Source organism: Paracoccus sp. (in: a-proteobacteria), assembly GCF_030538755.1.
In the GTDB taxonomy this organism is placed as follows: Bacteria; Pseudomonadota; Alphaproteobacteria; order Rhodobacterales; family Rhodobacteraceae; genus Paracoccus.
This window is the reverse complement of sequence record NZ_JAUNTJ010000005.1, coordinates 102,661-125,111: the sequence shown is the minus strand read 5'-3', so window position 1 is coordinate 125,111 and position 22,451 is coordinate 102,661. Positions and strand designations below refer to the sequence as shown.

At 61.5% G+C, this 22,451-nt stretch carries 18 protein-coding genes and 3 pseudogenes; 13 read left to right on the top strand and 8 right to left on the bottom strand.

The window, feature by feature from the left end; translation table 11 throughout:
• The first annotated feature begins 23 nt into the window (after positions 1-23).
• The 6 genes and pseudogenes from Q4G14_RS04905 (at position 24) to Q4G14_RS04880 (ending at position 4,801) form a co-directional block, all read left to right on the top strand.
• Positions 24-934 (top strand): annotated as a pseudogene (locus tag Q4G14_RS04905) (YVTN family beta-propeller repeat protein).
• A gap of 72 nt (positions 935-1,006) precedes the next feature.
• A pseudogene (locus tag Q4G14_RS04900) lies at positions 1,007-1,327 on the top strand (hypothetical protein); the annotation flags it as partial.
• Between the two features lie 60 nt (positions 1,328-1,387).
• Positions 1,388-2,005, top strand: coding sequence for an ATP-binding cassette domain-containing protein (locus tag Q4G14_RS04895; protein WP_303360664.1), 618 nt, complete (start codon positions 1,388-1,390; stop codon positions 2,003-2,005).
• Entirely contained in the window at positions 2,002-2,697 is a 696-nt protein-coding gene (locus Q4G14_RS04890; protein ID WP_303360609.1) for an ABC transporter permease, read from the top strand. Before Q4G14_RS04895 ends, Q4G14_RS04890 begins: the two co-directional genes overlap by 4 nt.
• On the top strand, positions 2,694-3,329 hold the full coding sequence (locus Q4G14_RS04885) for a hypothetical protein (protein WP_303360608.1): 636 nt from the start codon (positions 2,694-2,696) through the stop codon (positions 3,327-3,329). The genes Q4G14_RS04890 and Q4G14_RS04885 overlap by 4 nt, the downstream gene beginning before the upstream one ends.
• A gap of 35 nt (positions 3,330-3,364) precedes the next feature.
• The gene (locus Q4G14_RS04880) at positions 3,365-4,801 is read left to right on the top strand and encodes an amidase (RefSeq protein WP_303360607.1); all 1,437 of its coding nucleotides are present in this window, start codon (positions 3,365-3,367) and stop codon (positions 4,799-4,801) included.
• An 11-nt stretch (positions 4,802-4,812) separates the two neighbouring features.
• On the opposite strand, the gene Q4G14_RS04875 is transcribed toward Q4G14_RS04880, so the two are convergent.
• From Q4G14_RS04875 to Q4G14_RS04855, 5 genes are all read right to left on the bottom strand, one after another.
• Positions 4,813-5,661, bottom strand: coding sequence for a hypothetical protein (locus Q4G14_RS04875; RefSeq protein WP_303360606.1), 849 nt, complete (start codon positions 5,659-5,661; stop codon positions 4,813-4,815).
• A 39-nt stretch (positions 5,662-5,700) separates the two neighbouring features.
• Positions 5,701-6,999 (bottom strand): glycosyltransferase family 2 protein, encoded by a 1,299-nt coding sequence (locus Q4G14_RS04870; protein ID WP_303360605.1) that lies wholly within the window; start codon positions 6,997-6,999, stop codon positions 5,701-5,703.
• Between the two features lie 18 nt (positions 7,000-7,017).
• Positions 7,018-8,022 carry a glycosyltransferase family 2 protein gene (locus Q4G14_RS04865; protein WP_303360604.1) on the bottom strand — a complete coding sequence of 335 codons (1,005 nt, stop codon included), beginning with the start codon at positions 8,020-8,022 and terminating at the stop codon, positions 7,018-7,020.
• Between the two features lie 109 nt (positions 8,023-8,131).
• The gene (locus tag Q4G14_RS04860; RefSeq protein ID WP_303360603.1) at positions 8,132-9,298 is read right to left on the bottom strand and encodes a nucleotide sugar dehydrogenase; all 1,167 of its coding nucleotides are present in this window, start codon (positions 9,296-9,298) and stop codon (positions 8,132-8,134) included.
• 357 nt (positions 9,299-9,655) lie between these two features.
• Positions 9,656-10,591, bottom strand: a complete 936-nt coding sequence (locus Q4G14_RS04855) for a LysR family transcriptional regulator (protein ID WP_303360602.1) — start codon at positions 10,589-10,591, stop codon at positions 9,656-9,658.
• A 713-nt stretch (positions 10,592-11,304) separates the two neighbouring features.
• Between Q4G14_RS04855 and Q4G14_RS04850 the strand changes: the two genes are divergently transcribed.
• Genes Q4G14_RS04850 through Q4G14_RS04825 form a run of 6 tightly spaced genes read left to right on the top strand, consistent with a single transcriptional unit; the run spans position 11,305 to position 18,631 of the window.
• Positions 11,305-12,738, top strand: coding sequence for an ABC transporter substrate-binding protein (locus Q4G14_RS04850; RefSeq protein ID WP_303360663.1), 1,434 nt, complete (start codon positions 11,305-11,307; stop codon positions 12,736-12,738).
• A gap of 59 nt (positions 12,739-12,797) precedes the next feature.
• Positions 12,798-13,772 carry an ABC transporter permease gene (locus Q4G14_RS04845; protein WP_303360601.1) on the top strand — a complete coding sequence of 325 codons (975 nt, stop codon included), beginning with the start codon at positions 12,798-12,800 and terminating at the stop codon, positions 13,770-13,772.
• A gap of 12 nt (positions 13,773-13,784) precedes the next feature.
• Positions 13,785-14,624 (top strand): ABC transporter permease, encoded by an 840-nt coding sequence (locus tag Q4G14_RS04840; RefSeq protein ID WP_303360600.1) that lies wholly within the window; start codon positions 13,785-13,787, stop codon positions 14,622-14,624.
• Positions 14,625-14,637: 13 nt separating this feature from the next.
• Positions 14,638-16,224: an ABC transporter ATP-binding protein gene (locus tag Q4G14_RS04835; RefSeq protein WP_303360662.1), complete on the top strand. Its 1,587-nt coding sequence runs from the start codon at positions 14,638-14,640 to the stop codon at positions 16,222-16,224.
• Complete coding sequence (locus Q4G14_RS04830) at positions 16,221-17,612, top strand: FAD-binding oxidoreductase (RefSeq protein WP_303360599.1); 1,392 nt, start codon at positions 16,221-16,223, stop codon at positions 17,610-17,612. The genes Q4G14_RS04835 and Q4G14_RS04830 overlap by 4 nt, the downstream gene beginning before the upstream one ends.
• A complete protein-coding gene (locus Q4G14_RS04825; RefSeq protein ID WP_303360598.1) occupies positions 17,609-18,631 on the top strand; it encodes a histone deacetylase family protein in 1,023 nt (340 codons plus the stop codon). The genes Q4G14_RS04830 and Q4G14_RS04825 overlap by 4 nt, the downstream gene beginning before the upstream one ends.
• A 201-nt stretch (positions 18,632-18,832) precedes the next feature.
• Here Q4G14_RS04825 and Q4G14_RS04820 read toward each other — a convergent pair.
• The 3 genes and pseudogenes from Q4G14_RS04820 to Q4G14_RS04810 all read right to left on the bottom strand — a co-directional run.
• Positions 18,833-19,095 (bottom strand): annotated as a pseudogene (locus Q4G14_RS04820) (mandelate racemase); the annotation flags it as partial.
• Between the two features lie 58 nt (positions 19,096-19,153).
• Positions 19,154-20,221, bottom strand: coding sequence for a hybrid-cluster NAD(P)-dependent oxidoreductase (locus Q4G14_RS04815; protein ID WP_303360597.1), 1,068 nt, complete (start codon positions 20,219-20,221; stop codon positions 19,154-19,156).
• On the bottom strand, positions 20,218-21,453 hold the full coding sequence (locus Q4G14_RS04810) for an aromatic ring-hydroxylating dioxygenase subunit alpha (RefSeq protein ID WP_303360596.1): 1,236 nt from the start codon (positions 21,451-21,453) through the stop codon (positions 20,218-20,220). Before Q4G14_RS04810 ends, Q4G14_RS04815 begins: the two co-directional genes overlap by 4 nt.
• A 117-nt stretch (positions 21,454-21,570) precedes the next feature.
• Between Q4G14_RS04810 and Q4G14_RS04805 the strand changes: the two genes are divergently transcribed.
• Positions 21,571-22,446: a LysR substrate-binding domain-containing protein gene (locus Q4G14_RS04805; protein WP_303360595.1), complete on the top strand. Its 876-nt coding sequence runs from the start codon at positions 21,571-21,573 to the stop codon at positions 22,444-22,446.
• Positions 22,447-22,451 lie beyond the last annotated feature (5 nt).

Here is a 22,451-nt window from a genome sequence, read left to right as displayed (position 1 = left end):
TTGTGCTGACCATCTCCACCGCCATGGCCAACCGTATCTTTGTGACCAACGAACGCGGCAATGACGTGACCGTGCTGGATGGCACCACGCATGAGGTGATCGCCATTTCCCCGCCGGCAACCGTCCGCGCGGCATCACCATCAGCCCGGACGGCAAGGAACTGTATGTCTGCGCCAGCGATGACGATCTGGTGCGGGTGTTCGATCCCGAAACCATGCAGGAAACCCATACGCTGCCATCCGCTCCCGACCCGGAGCTGTTCGTGCTGCACCCTTCGGGCAACCCGCTGTATATCGCGAACGAGGATGACAACCTTGTCACCGTGGTCGATGTGCATGAACGCCGGGTGCTGGCCGAAATTCCGGTGGGGGTCGAACCCGAAGGCATGGGTGTTTCCCCCGATGGCCGGGTGCTGGTGAACACCTCGGAAACCACCAATATGGCGCATTTCATCGACACCGGGACGTTTGAAATCACCGCCAATGTGCTGGTGAACAGCCGCCCCCGCTTTGCCGAATTTACCGCCGACGGGTCGAAACTGTATGTCACCAGCGAAATCGGCGGCACCGTCAGTGTGATCGACCCGGCCACGCAGGAAATCACCAAAAAGATCACCTTCGACATCCCCGGCGTTCTGCCCGAGGCGATCCAGCCCGTCGGCCTGCGCGTCATCCGCGACGGCTCCAAGGCGTTTGTCGCGCTTGGCCCGGCGAACCGGGTGGCGGTGATCGACGCGCAGACGGATGCGGTCATCGACTATCTGCTGGTCGGCCAGCGCGTCTGGCAACTGGCCTTCGATGCGGACGAGCAATACCTGTATACCACCAACGGCAATTCCAACGACATTTCGGTGATCGACGTGGCCGCGAACCGCGTCATCAAATCCATCCCCGTGGGGCAGCAGCCCTGGGGTGTGGTTGTCGCGCCCAACTGAAAGGAAAATCAAAATGAAAACCAATCTGACCCGTGCCTTTGGCGCGCTGATGCTGTCGTCTCTGCTGGCCGTGCCCCGCTGATCCTGTCATCGGGCCAGCCGGTGGCAGGCGGCGAATACAAGCTGAAATCGGGCGGCTATTACCGCCTTGCCATTCAGGCCGACGGCACGCAGGAGCTGTCGCTGTCGGGCGGTGATTTCTTTCGCGCCATCTGGGTGAACGAGGTGGTCATCAACGACATCGAAATCCGTCCCATGGGCATCCACAGCCTTGAATTCGACGCTGCGGGCGAGGCGCGGATCAGCTTTGTCGCCATTCTGCCGGGCCGTCATGTGCTGTCGATCCCCGGATCGTCGGGCGACACGATGCAGGCGGTGTTCCATATTCAGTGATTGAAACCGGCGCGGTTGCGGCCCACCATTGCCGCCCGCGCCATTGCATGTGAACGGATCATGATGCCCGGCCGCTTTGCCGCGCTTCTGGGGGTGAACGGCGCGGGCAAGACGACGCTGTTTTCGCTGATTACCCGGCTTTACGACAATACCTCGGGCCGCATTCAGGTGGCGGGGTTCGATCTGCGCCGCCAGCCCGCGCAGGCTTTGGCCCGGCTGGGGGTGGTGTTTCAGTCGCGGGCGCTGGATGCCGATCTGACCGTGGCGCAGAACCTGACCTATCACGCCAATCTGCACGGTATTGCCGAAGTGCTGGATCAGGTCGGGCTAAGCGACCGCACGGGCGAAAGGGTCGGCGCGCTGTCGGGCGGCCAGCAGCGCCGGGCGGAAATAGCCCGCGCCCTGATCCACCGCCCCGCCCTGCTGTTGCTGGACGAAGCGACCGTGGGGCTGGATGTGAAATCGCGGGCCGAGGTGCTGGCCCTGACCCGCATGCTGATCGCCGATCAGGGTGTTCCGGCGCTGTGGGCCACGCATGTCATGGACGAAATCCAGCCCGAGGATGACCTGTTCATCCTGCACCGGGGCCGCCTGCTGACACAGGGCCGGGCGGCGGATATTGCCGGGGATCAGGGCCTGACCCGCGCCTTTCTTGACCTGACCGGGGTGGCCGCATGACGCCCGCGCCGTTTCCGCCGCGCGCATGGGCTACCGCCTTTGCCGGGATCACCCGGCGCGAGATGCTGCGCTTTGTCCAGCAGCGCGGGCGGTTTCTGGCGGCGCTGGTGCGGCCGCTGGTCTGGCTGTTCATCTTTGCCGCCGGGGTCCGCGCCGTTCTGGGCCTGTCGATCACGCCCCCCTATCAGACCTATGTGCTGTACCAAGTCTATGTGACCCCCGGCCTTGTCGCGATGATCCAGTTGTTCAACAGGATGCAATCCTCGTTGAGCATGGTCTATGACCGCGAAACAGGCGCCATGCGGACGCTGCTGGTCAGCCCGTTTCCGCGTTGGTTCCTGCTGGGGTCCAAGCTGTCGGCGGGGGTGCTGGTGTCGATCATGCAGGCCTATGTCTTTCTGGCCATCGCCTGGCTGTGGCGGGTCGAACCGCCGCTGTGGGGCTATGTTGCGGTGCTGTTGGCGCTGATCCTGTCGGGGCGGATGTGGGAATCCTCGATGCTGCTGCATGACATCTGCGCGCTGAACCCGTTCACCCATGCGGTCGAACTGATCCGCTTTGCGCTTTACCTTCAAGTCAACTGGCTGCCGCTGGCGGTGGTTCCAGGCTGTTTGGTGGTCTTTTTCGACGGCGCGGTGTTCATGTATGATCCGGCCAAGGGGCTGTGGATGCGCCGCAAGAGGGGAAGATGAAATATCTGGTGATTGCCGCCGCTGTGATGGTGGCCAGCAGCGCGCAGGCGCAACCGGCGCATGACGCCGCATGGCCCTGTATCCAGCGCAAGCAACCGTCGCTGTCGCTGGCGCAGGACTGGACCGGCCCCGTGCTGGATCAGGCGGCGCAGGAACTGGCCCGCGATCCGGCGATCCGCGCGCTTGCCGCGCAACGGGTGCTGCGCCGCATTCCGATCGAACAGGCGGAAACCATGATCGCCGGTTTTGCGGCGGATGCCGGAACCGATGCCACCCGCCTGACCGCGCTGGTGCAGGCTGTGTTCGACCTGATCCAGCCCGAACGCGCCGCCATGATCGAGGGCATCGCCCGCTATGGCGTCAGGCTGGTCGAGCTGACACAAAAGATCAACGACCGCCGCGCCGCCATGGCTGCACTGGAATCCGCCGATCCGCCCGATTTCGACGCCATTGACGCCGAGAAAAAGGCGCTGGACTGGGACGAGCGGATCTTCAACGAACGCTGCCAGTCGCTGACCTATGTCTGCGAAACGCCGGTCATCATGGAGCAGCGCGCCTTTGCTCTTGGCCGTGCGATTGCCGGGCATCTGGATCAGCCGGCGCAAGGCGCGGCGGCAGGCAGCGATGGCTGAGCCGGTTCGGGGCGCAAGGGTTCGGGGCGCGTCCGATGACTGACCCCGCGCTGCTATCCGCCACTCAGGCGATGGCCGGAATGGCCGCGGGCCGGTTCAGCGCGCAGGATCTGGCCGCCGCCTGCCTTGACCGGATCGCGGCGCTGAACCCGGTGCTGAACGCCATCGTCGCGTTGCGCCCGCGCGATCAGATCATGGCCGAGGCCCGCGCCGCCGATGCTGCCCGCGCCGCAGGCGGTCCGCTGGGTGCGCTGCACGGCCTGCCCATGGCGATCAAGGATCTGGCGGCCACGCGCGGGCTGGTGACGACCTGGGGCAGCCCGATCTATCGCGACCATATTCCTGCCCGCGACGATCTGATGGTGGCGCGGATCAGGGCGGCGGGGGCGATCATCATCGGCAAGACCAACACCCCCGAATTCGGCCTTGGCTCGCATAGTTTCAACGAGGTGTATGGCACCACCCTGAACCCGTGGGACCGCGCGCGCAGCGCGGGCGGATCGTCGGGTGGGGCGGCGGTGGCGCTGTCGGCGCGGATGCTGCCGCTGGCCGATGGCAGTGACATGATGGGCAGCCTGCGCAACCCGGCGGCGTGGAATGCGGTCTATGGGTTCCGGCCCAGCTGGGGGCTGGTGCCCACCGACGGGCCGGGCGACCGCTTTATGGCGACGCTGGCCACCAACGGGCCGATGGGGCGCAGCCTGCGCGATCTGGCGCTGTTGCTGGATGTGATCGCCGGGCCTGACCCGGCCACGCCCTTTGGCCGCCCCGCCGATGATTTCCGCGCCGCGCCGGACGCCGCCCCGCCGAGGGTGCTGCGCATTGGCTGGCTGGGTGACTGGGGCGGCGCCTATGCCACCGAACCCGGCATCCTGCCCTTGTGTCAGGCGGCGCTGACCCGGATGCAGGATGAACTGGGGGCCGAGATCATCCCTCTGCCGCCACCCTTTCCCGCCGCGCAACTGTGGCAAAGCTGGACCGGACTGCGCGCCTTTCTGAACGCCACGGGCCGCCGCGCGCTGGCCGATGACCCGGCCCTATGGGCGCAACTGAAACCGGAAATGCAGTGGGAAATCGAACAGGGCCGTCACCTGACGCTGGAGGCGCTGCATCAGGCCAGCCTGATCCGCACGCAATGGTATCAGCGCCTTGCGCGGCTGTTTACGCAGGTTGACCTGATCGCGCTGCCCTCGGCGCAGGTCTGGCCGTTCCCGGCGGACTGGCGCTGGCCGCAGCAGATCGGCGACCGGCCGATGGACACATATCACCGCTGGATGGAGGTTGTCGTCCCCGCCTCGCTGGCTGGTCTGCCCACGCTGTCGGTGCCGGTGGGTTTCGGCGGGCCTGCGAACCGCCTGCCGATGGGGATGCAGATCGCCGGCCCGGTCGGGGCCGATGCCCGCGTGCTGAGCCTTGGCCAGCGATGGAACCGGATCGAGGATTATTCGTTGCGCCTGCCGCCCGCGGCCTGATCTGGCCCCGCTCAGCCCGCCGCGAGGTCGATGAAATCGACATCGGCGAGGTTGCGCAATTCGTGCAGATGCGCCTGATAAGCCGCTGATAATTCCTGCTTGCGCGCGGCATTGAACGGATCAAAGGCGGGCCATTTCGGCCCTTTGGGATATTGCCGCACGGCGGCAAACACATCGCGCCGTTCAACCGTGCGGGTCTTGCTGAGGTCATACAGCGACCGCACCGCCCTGTGCGAAAAGCCGGGGCGCTCAGAGCCGTCAGGAATGGTGAAATCCGCCGCCGGAATACCCGTCGCCGCCGACAGCAGCGCCGCTTCGCGCCCGCGCAACGCCTCGTTCTGATAGACGCAGATGCGCGACGCCGGAAAGGCCAGACGCAGCCGCCCGATCAGATCGACCCAGTTCACCGGGTGGTTCTGGGGATCGTAGAACCGCACGAAGGGCTGATACGATATGGATTTCAGCGTTTCGCAAAACAGCGAGGGCAGAAACGACACATAGTCGCGCAGCCCGAACCAGATGTCCGGCGCGTTCAGCCCGAAATACTGCGCGACCTTCTGGCTGCGCTGGGCCGCCTGCGGGTAAAGCCCGCTGGGGCTGAGCGCGCCCTGAACCAGACCCGGGATGTTTTCATCAAAGATCAGGTTCATCCCCGGCACCGGCGCATGTGGCTGGCCGTGGTCGCCGTCATAGACCAGCGGGCGGGTGTATCGCGCGCGGAACTTTGTCAGCGGCATATAGCAATAGCCGGCCTTTTTCAGAACATCATTCGAATGTTCCAGCGCATTTTGCAGAAAGGTGGTTCCGGTCTTGTGGGCACCCAGCCAGAGGATCGGTTTTTTCGTCGTTTCTTGGGTCATCGTGCTTTCGGGCGCGGCCTTGTGCGGCAGCAATAAAATTCAGGACAAATCGTCGTCAGACGGCGTGCGCCGCCGCAATTCGGCGACTTCGGCGCGCAGCAGCCGCAGCTCTTTTTGCAAGATGACCATGGCGGCCATCAGGTCGGTGTTGTCAATCTTGTCGGCACTGTCGCGCGGCGCGGCATCGCGGGTGTTCGACCTCAGCCCGAAGCGTTCCGACAGATAGCGGCCCGTCATCGCCGCCGTTTGCCGTGGCCCCGAGGCGCGCAGGTGATACCAGCCGCGCGACAACAGCGTGCCGCCGGGTGCAGCACCCGGCAATCGGGCCGGGGTCTGACCGCCGGTCCAGCCTGCGGCCCTGGAAAACCCGGCAAAATCCTTGCGCCCAAGCTGTTCCAGCATCTGCACGCTGCGCCCGCGCCCGTTTGCGTGGCCAAAGGCGGCAATATCGTCGGTGCTGTATTGCGCGGCGATCGGCACCAGCCGGTCGAACAGCAGTTTCTGCATCTCGCCTTCAGCACGCTGGCTGACCCATGACAGTTGCGCTGCCGTCCAGCGCAGCAATTCGTCCTTGTAGCCGTCATGGGCATCGTTCTGGCGCAGCCAGTCGTGGATGATGTCGTGGTGATAAAAGATCCGCAGCAAGCGTTCGTCCACCGTGGCCATGGTCTGACCCGCGCGGGCGACACGATGCTTGCACAGCCGTTCCGGCAGCAGCACGATCCGTTCGCCGCCGATGACCGAGGCCCAGTGGAAGGGGTTGTCCTCGAAAAAGAAATCGCCGACCGGAAAGCGCAGGTTGATCCGCTCGACCAGATCGCGGCGATAGATCTTGCGCCATGGCACGGAAATAAAGCGCAGCATCTGTTTGCGCGTGGCGTCGGTCAGATCAAGCGCGGTCCGCCGGGGAAAGGGCTGCCAGCGGTCGGTTTCCGCCGGTTCATGTTCGCTGCCGTCGGATTCGTCCAGCAGGGTATAGCGGCACATCGCCAGATCGCTGCCGGTCGATTCCGCCGCCTGCCACAGCTTTTCGAACATGGTCGGATCATACAGATCATCGCCATCGGCAAAACCGATATAATCGCCCGTCGCCACGTCCATCCCCGCATTGGCGGCCGAGGCGACGCCGCCGATGGTGTTGCGGTCGAACAGGATCGGGCGGATGCGGCTGTCGCGGGCGGCATATTCGCGGATGATGTCGGGGGTGGCGTCGGATGACCCGTCATCCACGACGATGATTTCGATGTCATCCAGCGTCTGGCCGATCACGCTGTCCAGACTTTGGCGGATGTATTTTTCGATATTATAGGCGGTAACGATGACCGAAACTTTGGGCATGGCGGTTTCCGTTTCCCCTCAGGCAATCATCTGGCTGACCAGCGCACGGGCAAGGCCCGGCGCGTGTTTCGTGCGCATCCGGGCCAGATCGTCCAGGCTGATGCGGGCGATCAGATCGGCGAACCCGTCTTCCAGTTCCAGCCGCAGATCGCCGGTCAGGCGTGGGCGCGCCCAGACGACCAGCCGGTGCGCCAGCCCCCAGAAGTGATGCGCGTAACGCCGCCGCAGGTGCGGATGCTGTTCCAGCAGGTCCAGCAATTCGTTCATCGCGGTAAAGACCTGAAGCCGCTGGCGGTCAAAGCGGTTGGTCAGGTTCCCGCCCGAGGGATGCACGATATGGGTGCAGATCACCCGGTTCACTACCATGATCTGGCGCGCGAACATCAGCGAATACCAATGGCCCAGCACGTCATTATGCACCTTGGTGCAGCCAAAGCGGATGCCGGTTTCGCGGAAATGCGCGGTGCGGATGATCTTGTTCCACGGATAATTCGTGAACCGCAGCAGGCGCGGCGCCTGTTCCAGCGTGATAACCGCCTCGTCGGTGCCGTTCAGGGCTTCGCGCAGGATCGCTTCGTCGTCATGGCCCATGGCGGTGAAGGTGGCGGTTTCCTCGCGTTCATAGCGATAGGCGAACATGGCGGTGTCCACCTGAGGCAGGGCGTCCATGCGGGCCAGCGCGGGGGCGATCACCTCGGGCATCAGGTCGTCGTCGGCGTCGAAAAAGAGGGTATAGCGCCCGCGCACATGATCCCAGCCCTGATTGCGGGCCAGACCGGCACCCCGGTTGCCGGGGCTGGTCAGGGCGGTCACGTTATCGTGCCGCTGCGCCAAAGCCGCCAGAATACCGGGGCTGTCATCGGTCGATCCGTCATCGACAAAGATCACCTCGACCGTCAGGCCGTGATCGTGCAGCGACAGGATCTCGGCCGTCAGCTTTTCCAGATGCGGCGCGGCGTTGAACACGGGCACGACAAAGCTGATGTCCGGCGCGGCACCTGCGCCATCGGGGCTGTTGGTCAAGACTCGCTCCTTGTCAGCGGCGGCAATGCAAGGCCCGGCAGGCCCGCCTGATCGGGGCCTTGTAAACCGACACAGCGGCTGTTTCCAGTGCCCCGATTCCCGCCCTTGTTCAGCTGACCCCGAACAGATCGCGGGTGAACAGCTTGTCGGCCACGTCTTCCAGTTCCGGCGACAGGCGGTTGGCGATAATCAGATCGCAGTCGCGCTTGAACGCATCCAGATCGCGTTCGACGCGGGAATGGAAGAAATGATCGTCCTCCAGCACGGGTTCATAAACGACACATTCGATGCCGCGCGCCTTGATCCGCTTCATGATGCCCTGAATCGAACTGTCGCGGAAATTGTCGGACCCGGCCTTCATCACCAGCCGGTGAATGCCGACCACGCGCGGTTTGCGGGCGATGATCTGTTCGGCGATGAAATCCTTGCGGGTGCGGTTGGATTCCACCACCGCCGCAATCAGGTTCTGCGGCACATCGGCGTAATTGGCCAGCAATTGCTTGGTGTCCTTGGGCAGACAATAGCCGCCATAACCGAATGAGGGGTTGTTGTAATGCGTGCCCACACGCGGGTCCAGGCTGACGCCGGTGATGATTTCGCGCGTGTCCAGCCCGCGCGCCACGGCGAAACTGTCCAGTTCGTTGAAAAAGGCCACGCGCATCGCCAGAAAGGTGTTGGAAAACAGCTTGATCGCCTCGGCCTCGACCGGGCCGGTGAACAGCACCGGCATGTCCTTTTTCTCGGCGCCCTCGACCAGCAGTTCGGCAAAGCGATGTGCCTCGGGTCCGTGATCGCCCACCACGATGCGCGAGGGGTGCAGGTTGTCATGCAGCGCCTGACCTTCGCGCAGGAACTCGGGCGAAAAGATGATGCGGTCGGTGCCGAATTCCTCGCGCACGCGGGACACAAAGCCCACCGGGATGGTCGATTTCACCACCGACATGGCCTCGGGCGCGTGCCGGCGAGCCAGCGCAATCACGGCTTCAACGCTGGAGGTGTCAAAACGGTTGGTCTTGCTGTCGTAATTGGTGGGCGTGGCGATGACGATAAAATCGGCCCCCGCCATCGCCTGCGCCGGATCGGTGGTCGCGGTCAGGTCCAGATCGCGCCCGGCCAGAAAGGCACTGATGTCGGCATCCTCGATGGGCGAGACGCCCTCGTTCACCTGCGCGGCGCGATCCGCGTCGATTTCCAGCGCGCTGACCTGATGCCGCTGCGCCAGCAGCACAGCCATTGACAGCCCGACATAACCCAAACCTGCTACACAAATCTTCATGACACACCTTCTGACTTTGATCGCCGCATAGAGCATTTGCACGAAACTTGCCAGAGTGCCCGCCCTGCTGACGTCATCTCCGGCGGGCCGGGGCAGTTGGCGCATCGACCGGATGTGACGGCGAACCAGATGCAGCCCACGATGTATTCTGGCCGCCAGCCCGCCACGGAATTGATCGACATGGCGCGCCGCCACGGCACAGCGCCTGTGAATATCGACCGTCGATCCGGCCCGGAAGAAGCGGCCTGATCCGCCTCCGTTGTCTGCTTGTCAACGTTCGCCTGTTCAAGATCATCTTGTTTTCGACTCTCAAGCAGAACCTGGACGAAACGGAAAACCTTTATATGAAAACGCCTTCTAGATCATTTCAGGATAGAGTTTCAGCAACTCATCCAGCAGATCCACGAATTTCTGTTCCGGCGCGGTAAGCTGGCTGAAGGTGTTGCAGACCAGATAGACATCCGCGCCCAGCGGCTGCTCGACAAGCCGGAGGGGCCAGAGCTGACCGCTTTCGACCTCTTTGGTGATCGAGTCTACTGGCAGGATGCCGATGCCCAGGCCCACAACGATCATGCGCCGGATTTCTTCCGTGTCATGGCTTGATCCGCTGATCCTGCGACCTAGCCCCAGGCCATCCCTCAGCATGACCATCGGTTCCAGCCCCATGCCCTCGGCGGCACAGGTGAAGGTGACGAACGGCTCCTGCACCAGCTCGCGCGCCGAGACCTCGGTTCGGCCGAACAGCGGGTGTTCGGCGCCGCAAAACACGCCGAATTCTTCACGAAACAGATGGCGGCATTCCAGATTTATCATCGGTTTGGTCAGCAGACAAATGCCGATCCCGGTCTTTTCCTGGGTAATCCGGCGCACGATTTCCAGAGAGTTCTGCACTTCGATCCGCCAGGTGATCGAGGGGTGGCGCTGATGATACAGCCGCAGCGCCTCGTCCACCAGCGGTGAGCGCAGATGGCTGATAATGCCAAGGTGAAGCTCTCCGAACTCTTCATCGTTGCGTCCTTTGGAAAGGATACCGATCCGATCCACGCTGCGCAGCATTTCGGCGCATTCTTGATAGATCTTTTCGCCGCGCAGGGTCAGGGCGAAATGCCGGCTGCCGCGAAAGACAAGCTGGCAACCCAGTTGTTCTTCCAGCTTCTGCAAGGCAAGGCTTACGGAGGGCTGGCTCATGTTCAGCTTTTTGGCGGCGCGGGTGATCCCTTTCTCTTCGGCGATGACGCAGAAGTTGCGCAGCAGGTTCCAGTTCAGATCGGCGAGGGCGGGCCGGGTCGGCATGGTTTTGGCCATATTGGATGAGGTCGTGCCATGGCAGCTTGCACTGACACGGGCGACGAGAAAAGGCCGTTATCCGCGAAACACCGGATAACGGTCGTATGGGCTGTCATGGCCCGGCTGGAAACGTGCAACATACGAAATGATTGATGGCTTGATGGGGCGGGATTGGCATCTTGATGAATTTGGGTCACCCAAAACCGCAACAAGGCGCGAAGGCGCAGCCATCCCGGCGGCCCTGCCGCGCCATTATCCGGCGGCAACAGGCCCGGCATGATTTTGACAGCCGTGCTTTTGCCGCGACCGTTTTCTGTGACCAGATCAGGTGTCCCGTCGCCAGTGACAGATCGTCCAGCGCGGTCAGCGTCGCGCTGCGTCAGGCAGATGATGGTATGGGGCAGCCCCCCGGACATGTGGATCGAGCCGTGCACTAAAATTGGGCAGCTCCGCAAGGGCCGGATCTCCGCTTATCATAGCGATAGCTTTGGCCTATTTGTCGGAAAGTTGAGTTCTTCGTATGCTGTTTTACCGAAATTCTGTGGTTGCCGTCTTCATCGCAGACAGGAAGCGCGTAAAATTTCAGACAGGGAAAGACGATAATGAACCGATTCCTACTTGCAGCGGTCACTGCCATCCTGCCATGGGCATCAGCCTCGGCCGAGCCGGTGCAGGGTGGGCGCGCCAATGTCGTGGTGCAGCCCGAGCCGCCCAGCCTGATGTTGGGTTTGGTCCAGAACGCACCGACGCAAATGGTGGCCGGCAATATCTACGAAGGGTTGCTGCGCTACGACACGGATCTTCAGCCAATGCCATCGCTGGCCAAGAGCTGGACCGTTTCGGACGACGGGCTGACCTATACGTTCAATCTGGAAGACGATGTCAAATGGCATGACGGCGCGCCTTTTTCGTCAGCGGATGTTGTGTTCAGCGCAGATGTGTTCCTGCGCGAAAACCACCCGCGTTTCCGCGCCATCCTTGAACATCTGGCTTCGATCGAGGCGCCGGATGACAATACCGTCGTCTTTACCCTCAAGTCGCCGTTCGGACCGTTCCTGAACGCCTTCGAGGTCGGCACGATGCCGATCATTCCCGAACATATCTACAAAGGCACCAATTTCCAGACCAACCCGGCCAATAACACGCCCATCGGCACCGGGCCGTTCAAGCTGGATGAATGGGTCAAGGGATCCTACATCAAGCTGGTAAAAAATGCGGACTACTGGGACGAGGGTAAGCCTTATCTGGATGAGATATACTGGCATGTGATCCCCGATGCAGCCTCGCGCGCCGTGGCGTTCGAGACGGGTCGTGTTGACATTCTTCCCGGCGGCTCGATCGAGAATTTCGACGTGCCGCGCATCGCCGCGCTGGACAATACCTGTGTCACCGAATCGGGGTGGGAATTTTTCAGCGTCCAGTCCTGGCTGTGGCTGAACAATCGCGAGGATTCGCCCCTTGCCAGCAAGGAATTGCGACAGGCGGTTATGTATGCCATTGATCGGCAGTTCATCATCGACGCCCTGTGGAACGGCATGGGCAGCGTTCCAAACGGTCCTTTTGCCGCTTCGACCAGGTATCGTGATGACTCTCTTGAGCCATATGCCTATGATCCTGAAAAGGCGAGGGAATTGGTCGCGGCCTCGGGTTATGGCGGTGAGGCGCTGGATCTGGTGCCGATGCCCTATGGCGAGTCCTGGATGCGGCTGTCCGAGGTGATCCGGCAGAACCTGTCCGATGTCGGCATCAATGTGAGCATCGCTGCGACCGATGTCGCGGGCTGGAACCAGCGTTTGTCCGAGTGGGATTTCGACATCTCGCCCACCTATCTGTACCAGTATGGCGACCCGGCGCTGGGGGTTTCACGCGTTTACGTTTCCAGCAATATCGCCAAAGGGTCGCCCTTCAACAATGTCGAGGGCTATGCGAACCCCGAAGTGGATAAGCTGTTCGGGCAGGGCGCGAATACGATTGATCAGGACGAACGCACAGCCGCCTATACCGAAGTGCAGAAGGTGCTTTCCGAGGATGTGCCCGTCGCCTGGCTGATGGATATGTCCTTCCCGACCATCACTCGCTGCAATGTCAAAGGGTTGGTGACCACCGGAATAGGTCTCAATGACGGTTTCAAGAACGCCTATATCGAAAGGTGATTGGACAGGCCCGGCGGTCATCGCGTCGGGCTTTTCAATTCTGGTAAAGAGGCTTTCCGATGAAAATCGTCACCCGTATCGTCGGACGATTGGTCAAGGCAGCCATTGTGCTGCTGGCCATTCTCGTTTTGAATTTCCTTCTTATTCATGCCGCCCCCGGTGATCCCGCGACAGTCATGGCAGGAGAGGCGGGCGCAACCGATGAACTGTTCTTACAGCAATTGCGCGAGAAGTTTGGTCTGGATCAGCCACTCTATGTGCAGTTATGGCGTTATGTCAGCGATGTCGTGCGGCTCGATCTGGGCTATTCCTATCGGCAGCAAATGCCGGTGCTGGACCTGATCCTCGACCGGCTTCCGGCGACACTGCTGTTGACTGTGGCAGCTTTCGTAATCTCTTTGGTCTTTGGCATTTTCGCCGGAGTGCTGGCCGCCAGCCGTGTCGGGCACTGGTCGGATACGGTCATTTCGGCACTGGCGTTGCTGTTTTACGCGACGCCACTGTTCTGGGCGGCGCTGATGGGGGTGTTGCTGTTTTCGGTTACGCTGGGCTGGCTGCCGCCCTTCGGGTTCGAGACCGTTGGCTCGGGCTATACCGGGATGGCGCGGGCACTGGACATTGCCCGCCACCTGATCTTGCCGGCGTTGTCGCTGGGGTTGTTCTTCACTGCCGTCTATTCGCGGATGACGCGGGCCTCAATGCTGGAAGTCAGCCAGATGGATTTTGTCAAGACGGCCCGCGCCAAGGGGCTTGCGCCGGGGGTGATCCAGCGCCGTCACGTCCTGCGCAATGCACTGCTGCCCATCGTCACGCTGGCCGGGCTTCAGGCGGGCCAGCTTGTTGGCGGCGCGGTGCTGACCGAAACTGTATTCGCCTGGCCCGGCATCGGTCGGCTGATGTTCGAGGCGCTGACCCAACGCGATTACAATGTGCTGCTGGGGGTCTTCTTCGTATCGGCTGCGATGGTGATCGTCTTCAACATGATTACCGACCTCATCTACGGGGTCGTCGATCCCCGCATCCGCGCACAGTGAAGGGAGACGACGATGAAGGACTTCTGGCATCGCTTTGCAAGCAATCGCGGCGGAGTTATCGGGCTGGTGTTGCTGGCTGTGGTCGTCATCGTGGCGCTGACCGCGCCGCTGCTGTTTCCTGGCAGTCCCTGGCAAATGGCGCAACGGCCGTTTCTGCCGCCGTTTGAGAACACCGATTTCCCGCTCGGCACCGATACTGTGGGACGCAATGTGGCCGCCGGGCTTGCGTATGGCGCACGGGTATCGCTGCTGGTCGGGCTTGTTTCTACCCTTGCCGCATTGCTGATGGGTATTCCAATCGGTGCTTTGGCGGGCTATTTTGGCGGATGGATAGATGACGCGCTGATGCGCATTACCGAATTCTTTCAGACTGTTCCCAGCTTTGCGCTGGCCATTGTCATCGTGGCGATCTTTCAGCCTTCGGTCGTGTCCATCACTCTTGCCATCGCCGTTGTATCCTGGCCGCCTGTCGCGCGGCTGGTCCGAAGCGAGGTGATGTCACTGCGCAAGCGCGAATATGTCGAGGCGGCAATTCTTCAGGGCCTTCCCGCCAGCCAGATTATTACGCGGCAGGTGCTGCCCAATGCGGTTTCCCCGATAATCGTGATGGCCTCGCTGATGGTGGCCTCGGCGATCCTTCTGGAAAGCTCGCTGTCCTTTCTTGGGTTGGGCGATCCGAACATGATGAGCTGGGGTTACATGATCGGGGCTGCTCGGACAGTGATCCGGCAGGCGTGGTGGCTGTCCTTCTTTCCCGGCGTTGCCATCCTCATCACCGTGCTGGCCCTGAACCTGATCGGGGAAAGCCTGAACGACGCCCTCAATCCGCGCCTGTCGCGCCGCCGCTCTTGACGGGAAGGGGATGATGGAACCGACACTTTGCATCGAAGAGCTGACGATCGACCTGCCGAAAGGCGCGGATCGTCCGTATGCGATCCGTGATGTCTCGCTGAATCTCTATGCCGGGCGCACATTGTGTGTCGTGGGTGAATCCGGGTCGGGAAAATCGATGTCTGCCAATGCCGTGATGGGACTTTTGCCCAAGGGGATCATTATTGGCGGCGGGCGTATTGTCTTTCAGGGCCGTGACATCACCGACCTGACCGAAGAGCAATTCCAGGAACTGCGCGGGCAGGCCATCGCAATGATCTTTCAGGAGCCGATGACCGCGCTGAACCCGTTGATGCGCATCGGTGCCCAGATTGCTGAAGTGTTCGAGGCGCATGGCAAGCTGACGCCGCCCGAGCGTGCTGCCCGCGCGCTGCACCTGCTGCGCGAGGTGGGCATTCCCGATCCCGAAAAGGCGCAATATGCCTATCCGTTCCAGCTTTCGGGCGGCCAAAGACAGCGCGTGGTGATCGCCATGGCACTGGCGCTGGAACCAAAGGTGCTGATTGCGGACGAGCCGACGACTGCGCTGGATGTCACCACCCAGGCGCAGATCCTCAAGCTTATCAGGGAATTGCAGGACCGGCACGGCATGGCAGTGATGTTCGTCACCCATGATTTTGGTGTGGTTGCGGAAATCGCCGATGATGTGGCGGTTATCGAGCTTGGGGAACTGGTTGAACAGGGCCCGGCCTCGAAGGTTCTGAGCGATCCCGATCATCCTTATACCCGCCGCCTGATCGACGCTATTCCGTCGGTCGAATTGAACGCGGCCCAGACGCAAGAACAACCCATCTTGCGGGTGCTTGATCTGGTCAAGGAGTTCCGCACCGGCGACCGGGTGGTCAGGGCCAGTGACAATGTCTCGGTCGATCTGATGCGGGGCGAGACATTGGGCATCGTAGGCGAATCCGGTTCGGGCAAGTCCACGCTGGGCCGGGCTATCGTGCAGTTGATGCAGCCTGACAGCGGCAGCATTCAGATGGACGGAAAGGACATATCCAAATTGCGCGGGGCGGCATTGAGGGCACATCGCAAGCGGATCCAGATGATCTTTCAGGACCCTTATGCCTCGCTGAATCCGCGTGCCAGAATCGGCCGCATCCTGACCGAGGGGCCGATGGCGCATGGCAAGACCCGTGCCGATGCGATTGCCCGTGCCCGGCAATTGCTGCTGCTGGTGGGGCTGAAGGAAAGTGCGATGGATCGCTTCCCGCATGAATTCTCGGGGGGGCAGCGTCAGCGGATCGGTATCGCACGGGCATTGGCGCTGGAACCAGAAATCATCGTCGCCGACGAGGCGGTTTCCGCGCTGGACGTGTCGGTTCAGGCGCAGGTGCTGGACCTGCTTGATGAACTGAAGCAGTGTCTGGGATTGACGATGATCTTCGTCACGCATGACCTGCGCGTGGCGGGCAAGATCTGTGACCGCATCGCGGTGATGCAAAAGGGCAGGATCGTTGAACTGGGGTCGGTCGATCAGGTTTTCCTGCATCCGCAGGAGGACTATACCCGCAGCCTTCTGGACGCTGCGCCGGGATTGCAACTGGAACGGCTGGTATGAGTGACCTGATCCAGTCACTGGCTGCGATCGTTGGTGCGTCGCATGTGCTGACCGGCGCCGATACCGCCCCTTGGGATCGCGACTGGACCGGGCAGTATCAAGGCAAGCCGCTGGCGGTTGTGCGTCCCGCTGATCGCGATCAGGTCGCGGCGCTGCTGCGGCTGGCGAATGATCGTAACCTGCCGGTTGTGCCGGTTTCGGGGAACACCGGGCTGAACGGCGGCGCTTTGGGGACGGGGGCCATTGTCATTTCGCTGGCCCGGTTGAACCGCATCCGTGAAATCCGCCCGAACGCCCGCATGGCGGTGGTCGAGGCCGGGGTAATTGTCGACAGCCTGAACGCTGCTGCCGAGGAACATGGGCTGATCTTTCCGCTGGCGTTTGGTGCCAGCGGCTCGGCGATGATCGGCGGGGTCTTGTCTACCAATGCCGGGGGCGCGAATGTCCTGCGCTATGGCAACACCCGTGACCTGTGCCTTGGGCTTGAGGCGGTTTTGCCTGACGGGCAGATACTGGATCTGATGCAGGCGCTGCACAAGAATAATTCCGGCTTTGATCTGCGTAACCTGCTGATTGGGGCCGAAGGGCAATTGGGCATCATCACCGCTGCTGTGATGAAGCTATATCCCCGCCCGGTCGAGCGTGTGACGGCGATGGTCGCAATGCCTGCGCTGGAACCTGCACCTGCGCTGCTGAACCTGCTTCAAGATGCCTCGGGCGGGGCGGTCGTCGCCTTTGAATTCATGCCCCGCAGTTTCATCGAGGGCCATTTGGCGCTGAAATCCGGCGCTCGGGAACCGTTTGATGCGCCGCATCCGGTAAACCTGCTGGTAGAGCTTACTGCGACCTATACCGGCGGATTGAGAGAGGTGCTGGAAAAAGTCCTGGCTGAACGGATGGAGGCGGACGAGGTCTCGGATGCCGTTATCGCCCAGAACGAGGCACAGCGGCGCGAGATGTGGGCACGGCGCGAGGCTGCCGCAGAAATCGCGTTCGCACGCCATCCGGTGCTGGATACCGATATTGCCGTGCCCATCGACGGCGTGGCGGATTATCTGCACAGGATTGAACCTCGTTTGCGGGACATTGACCCCGGTTGCGAGGTTCTGTCGGTTTCGCATTTGGGCGACGGCAACATTCACTATACCTGCTGGCCTTCCAGGGATGACGTTGTGTTGATGACCGAATTGCGGGCCGAAATCGACGCGCTGGCAATAGAGATGAACGGAACGTTTTCGGCAGAGCACGGCGTGGGGCTGTCCAAGCTGCTGCCGATGGCGCGTTATAAGGATCCGGCGGCGCTTCAGACGATGCGCGCTATAAAGGCGGCGCTTGATCCGCGAGATATTCTTAATCAGGGAAAAACCATTCCAGCGGAGGACGCGTGAAGGCAATTTTTGACGACCGCCAGCGATTGCATGACCCACAGTTTCGTTTGTCGGACGGCAAGGTCATCCTGAATCCCGACCGGCCCGAGCGGGTCGAAGAATTGTTGCGCGGGGTCAAGCTGGCAGGACTGGAACTGACCAAACCTACAGATCACGGTATGGCCCCGTTGGCGGCGATCCATACGCCACGCTATCTGTCATTCCTGAGGCGGATATTCGATCAGCGCAGCAAAACGGTTCCCGATCTGGCAGAGGTCGTTCCCGGTCGCATCAGCCCGGATCGGTCCGTTCACTATTCCTACGACCCTGAGGCGCAGATCGGGTTCCATAACAGCGACACCTCCTGCCCGATCTCGGCGTATAGCTGGGAGGCGATCTACTGGTCCGCACAGACGGCATTGAGCGGAGCAGACCTGATCCTTGGAGATCAGCGCGCAGCTTATGCGCTGTCGCGCCCCTCGGGCCATCATGCCTATCGAGAGGTTGCGGGTGGGTTCTGTTTTCTGAACAATTCCGCCATCGCTGCCGAATATCTGCATGCCCACGGCCATCGTGTTGCGATTGTGGATATCGACGTGCATCACGGCAATGGGACGCAAGGCATCTTCTATGACAGTGACGAAGTTCTGACCGTTTCCATCCATGTTGATCCGGCCGAATTTTATCCCTTCTATGCGGGGGGCACACAGGAATGTGGAACAGGGCGCGGGACGGGTTACAACCTGAACTTGATCTTGCCGCGCGGCACCGGAGACGCGACTTACATGGCCACTCTGGATCGCGCGCTGGAACAGGTTTCTGCTTTCGGGGCGTCAGTCATCGTGGTGGCGCTTGGGTTGGATGCGCATGAAGGCGATCCATTCCAAGGGCTTAAGATCACTACGGAGGGATTTGCAAGGATCGCCGAGTTGCTGGGCAGCCTTGGTATTCCCGTTCTCTGTGTCCAGGAGGGCGGCTATATGCAGCCCAGCCTTGGTGATAATCTAGAGAGCTTTCTCGGCGGATTACAATCGACCTGAAATATTCTACTCTGGTCGCGGCAAGGGTAATGAAGCACGGAATATATCAAGCGATATTTGAACTTTATGCTTTGAATGCCAGGTGATGCTGACAGGTTTGCGCAGATTTCGGTTCTTGCGCATCGGTATTATAGGCCCCGGCAAAGACGTCCCGTAATGTCTGCCCATCGGGTCATGGGTTTGGTGTGGTTGTGCTTGCAAGAGCAGCCCGTCCATCCGGCGGCTGCAACGGGTTCGCGCCGATCAGGCCCGGCGCCATTTCGGCCAGCGCCGCGCGGGCGCCAAGCGCATGGCTGGGCGTATAGGTCGGGCCGACCGGGCAGGCCTCGCCCAGCCCGCCAAGCCGCTGCGGGCGATGATCTTGACCAGCGTGGTCTGCAAGGACCAGACCAGTCGAACTGGCGAATCTGCCCGCTCTTGACCGGCAGGTGCAGCGCATGAAGGTGGACCCCGGCAATCTTCATGTTTTGGACCTGTGATGCGAAGGGGGGCGGGCTTCAGGGACCGTGTGCCCCTAACGCGTCACAGGTCGATGGTAACGTTGCCGATGGGCCGCGAGCAGCAGGCGAGGATATAGCCTGCCTCGACATCCTCGTCGGTGATGCCACCGTTATGGACCATATGGACCTGACCCGAGAGTTTCTGCACTTGGCAGGTGCCGCAGATGCCCATGCCGCAGCCTGAAGGGATGGGGATGCCCGCCGTGCGGGCGGTGGCGAGGATCGTGTCGGTCTCGGCGGCGTGGGTGGTGATGCCTGAGGTTGCGAAGGTGATCTCTGCCAGCGCATCCTGTTGCGGCACCACGTCCTCGGGCACCGCCTCGGCCTCGGCCGGCGGGCCGCCGAAGCTTTCCTGATGATAGCGGGCCATGTCGTAGCCCAGCCCGTGCAGGATGTCGCGCACCGCCTGCATGAAGGGCTCGGGACCGCAGCAATAGACGTCGCGTTCCAGATAGTCGGGCGCGATCAGCCCCAGCATCAGCTGGTTGAACATGCCGTGAAAGCCGGTCCAGGGCCGATAGGGGTCGGGTTCCTCGACGATCCATTTCAGATCAATGCCGGGCGCGCGGGTCGCCATGTATTCCAGCCCCTCGCGGAAGATGATCTCGGAGGGGCGGCGGGCGCAGTTGACGAAGACGATATCGGGGTCGCGCCCGGAATCATAAAGAAAGGTCGTCATCGACATCATCGGTGTAATGCCCGAGCCGGCCGAAATGAACAGGTATTTCCCGGCCGGATCTTGCATCATCGAGAATTTGCCCGCCGGTCCCCTGGCCTTGATGCGCATCCCCGGACGCAGGTGGTCGAACATCCAGCGCGTGCCGATGGACGCTTTCTGCGCCTTGACCGTCACCGTCAGCGAGGTCGGCCGCGAGGGCGAGGACGAGATCGTATAGGTGCGATGCAGCGGCCCTCCGGGCAAAGGTAGTTCCAGCGTCAGGAACTGCCCCGGTTCAAAGCTGAACAGCGCGCCCGAAGGACTGCGAAAGCAGAAGGTCATGACATCCGGCGCCTCGCGCAGGAAGGATACGCATTCCAGATCTTCGGCGTCTGTCCAGAATGCCAGTGCCGGTTTTGCGACCGCGTTCACTCGGCGGCCATCCGGCTGGGGCCAAGCGCGCGTTCCATGGTATCGGCATACCAGTCCACGAACTGGCTTACACCGCTTTCCCAATAGTCCGAATAGGGTCCGGGAACGAAAGCAGGAGAGTTGATGCCGCGCTGGTTCGCCTCGACCACCTCACGGTCTTCGTTGTTGGTGGCGATCCAGACCTCGGTCAGGCGCTTGAGGTCGTAATCCACACCCTCGACCGCATCCTTGTTCACCAGCCAGGTGGTCGTCACCTCGGTCTCGGTCGGGCTGATCGGCATCACGCGGAAGGTCATGGAATGGTCGGGCAGAAAGTGGTTCCAGGTCGAGGGATAGTTGAACAAAAGCAGCGTGCCCGCGTCGGGGATCGAGACCCGGCCGAGATGCCTGGCAACGGGTGCCTTTCCATCCATCGTATAACTGACCGCATCCCCTTCCAGAGGTGCACGGGCGAGACGATATTGCCCGCGGTCGCCAAGCAGGAACTGCGATCTTATGCCGGCAGCTTCGAGCCGGTCGAAATGTTTCTGCACGCGCTCGGAAATGCTGCCGTCGGGATTTACGCCGGCAATATCGGGGTCCAGCGAGAAGGTCTTGCACAGCGAGGGATGGTTCGCGCTGCAATGATAGCATTCGCGGTTATTTTCCCAGACCAGCTTCCAGTTGCCTTTTTCGATGATCGACGAGGTATAGGCCACCTTGGCATCGCTGAGGTCGTGAATATCCAGATAGGGGGCGGCATCCGCCGCGAATGCGTCGAAATCCGGCGGATTATCGGACAGGCAGATGTAAACAAGACCAGCCACCTGCCGCAGCGCCACGCTGCGCAGCCCATGCTGCGAGGGGTCGAAATCCGCGTTCATCTTGTCGGCCCAGAGCAGCTTGCCGTCCAGATCATAGGTCCATGCGTGGTAAGGGCAGACCAGTTTGGCCACCTTGCCCTCGCGCACCTTGCAGATCTGCGAGCCGCGATGGCGGCAGGAATTGTGAAAGGCACGGATTGCACCGTCGCGGCCCTTGACCACGATCACCTCGTAGGTGCCGATCTGCATGGTGATGAAACTGCCCGCCTTGGCAAGCTGGCAGGCCGGAAGGGCGTAAAGCCATTCACGATACCAGATGTTTTCCAGGTCGAACTGAAAGATCTCGGGCGAGGTATAAAAGGGCTGTTCCAGCGCGTATCCGGGCACGCGCCGGGCGAGCAGGTCATGGATATTCGGATGGCTGGTCATGGTTGGCTTCCGTGCTGACGTTGGACTGTTGCACTTTTCTGTCCGAACAGGATTCTTGACAACGGCATAAAAATTCACCTTGGCTTATTTCAGATAATCCATAACTGGCTGACGATCATGCCCAGACCCTATGACTTTTCGTCGATGACCGCGCTGATCTGTTTTGAGGCCGCCGCGCGCAACGCTGGCTTCAAGGCGGCTGCACAAGAAATGAACGTCACCCCGGCTGCCATCAGCCATCAGATCAAGGCGCTTGAGCAGGATCTGGACTGCGCGCTGTTCATCCGTCGGCATCGCGGAGTGGAACTGACCGAGAAAGGCGCCTTCCTGCTGATCGCGCTGCAACGTGGCTTCGAGACGATCTCGGATACCATCGGCCAATTGCGCGACCGTCGCGACACCGTGGACGTCACCATCCGCACGACCACGGCGGTCAGCGCATTATGGCTGACGCCCAAGATCACGGCGTTCTGGAAGACCCATCCCGGCATCACGGTTTCGCAGATCATCACCGATGTTGCCAAGGCCACAAGCCGGCACGATCTGCACATCGGCTATGCCGTGTCCGCAGACATTGGCACATCGCGAGAGATTTTCCGCGACAGGATTCTTGCCTATGGCACCCCGCGCTTTGCTGCGGAACACGGCATCACCCGCGTTGAAGATCTGCTGCATGCGCCGCTGATCCACATGAACCATGACGAAAGCTCCTGGACCAGCTGGACCGACTGGTTCCACGAATTGGGGCAGCCTTCGCCATCCGGGCGCGGCCTGTTCGTCAACAACCACATGATCGCCTTGCAGGCGGCGGCAGACGATGTTGGTGCGGTGCTTGGCTGGGAAGGGCTTATGGATCGTGCCCTTGCAGACGGCAAACTTGTCAATCTGGTGCCGGAAAGCATCCCGTCACCAGTGGCCTTCGCGCTGAGGATCAATGACCGGGCCTCGGCCAAGGCCCGCTTGTTTGCGGATTGGCTTGTGGCGAACTCATAATATCT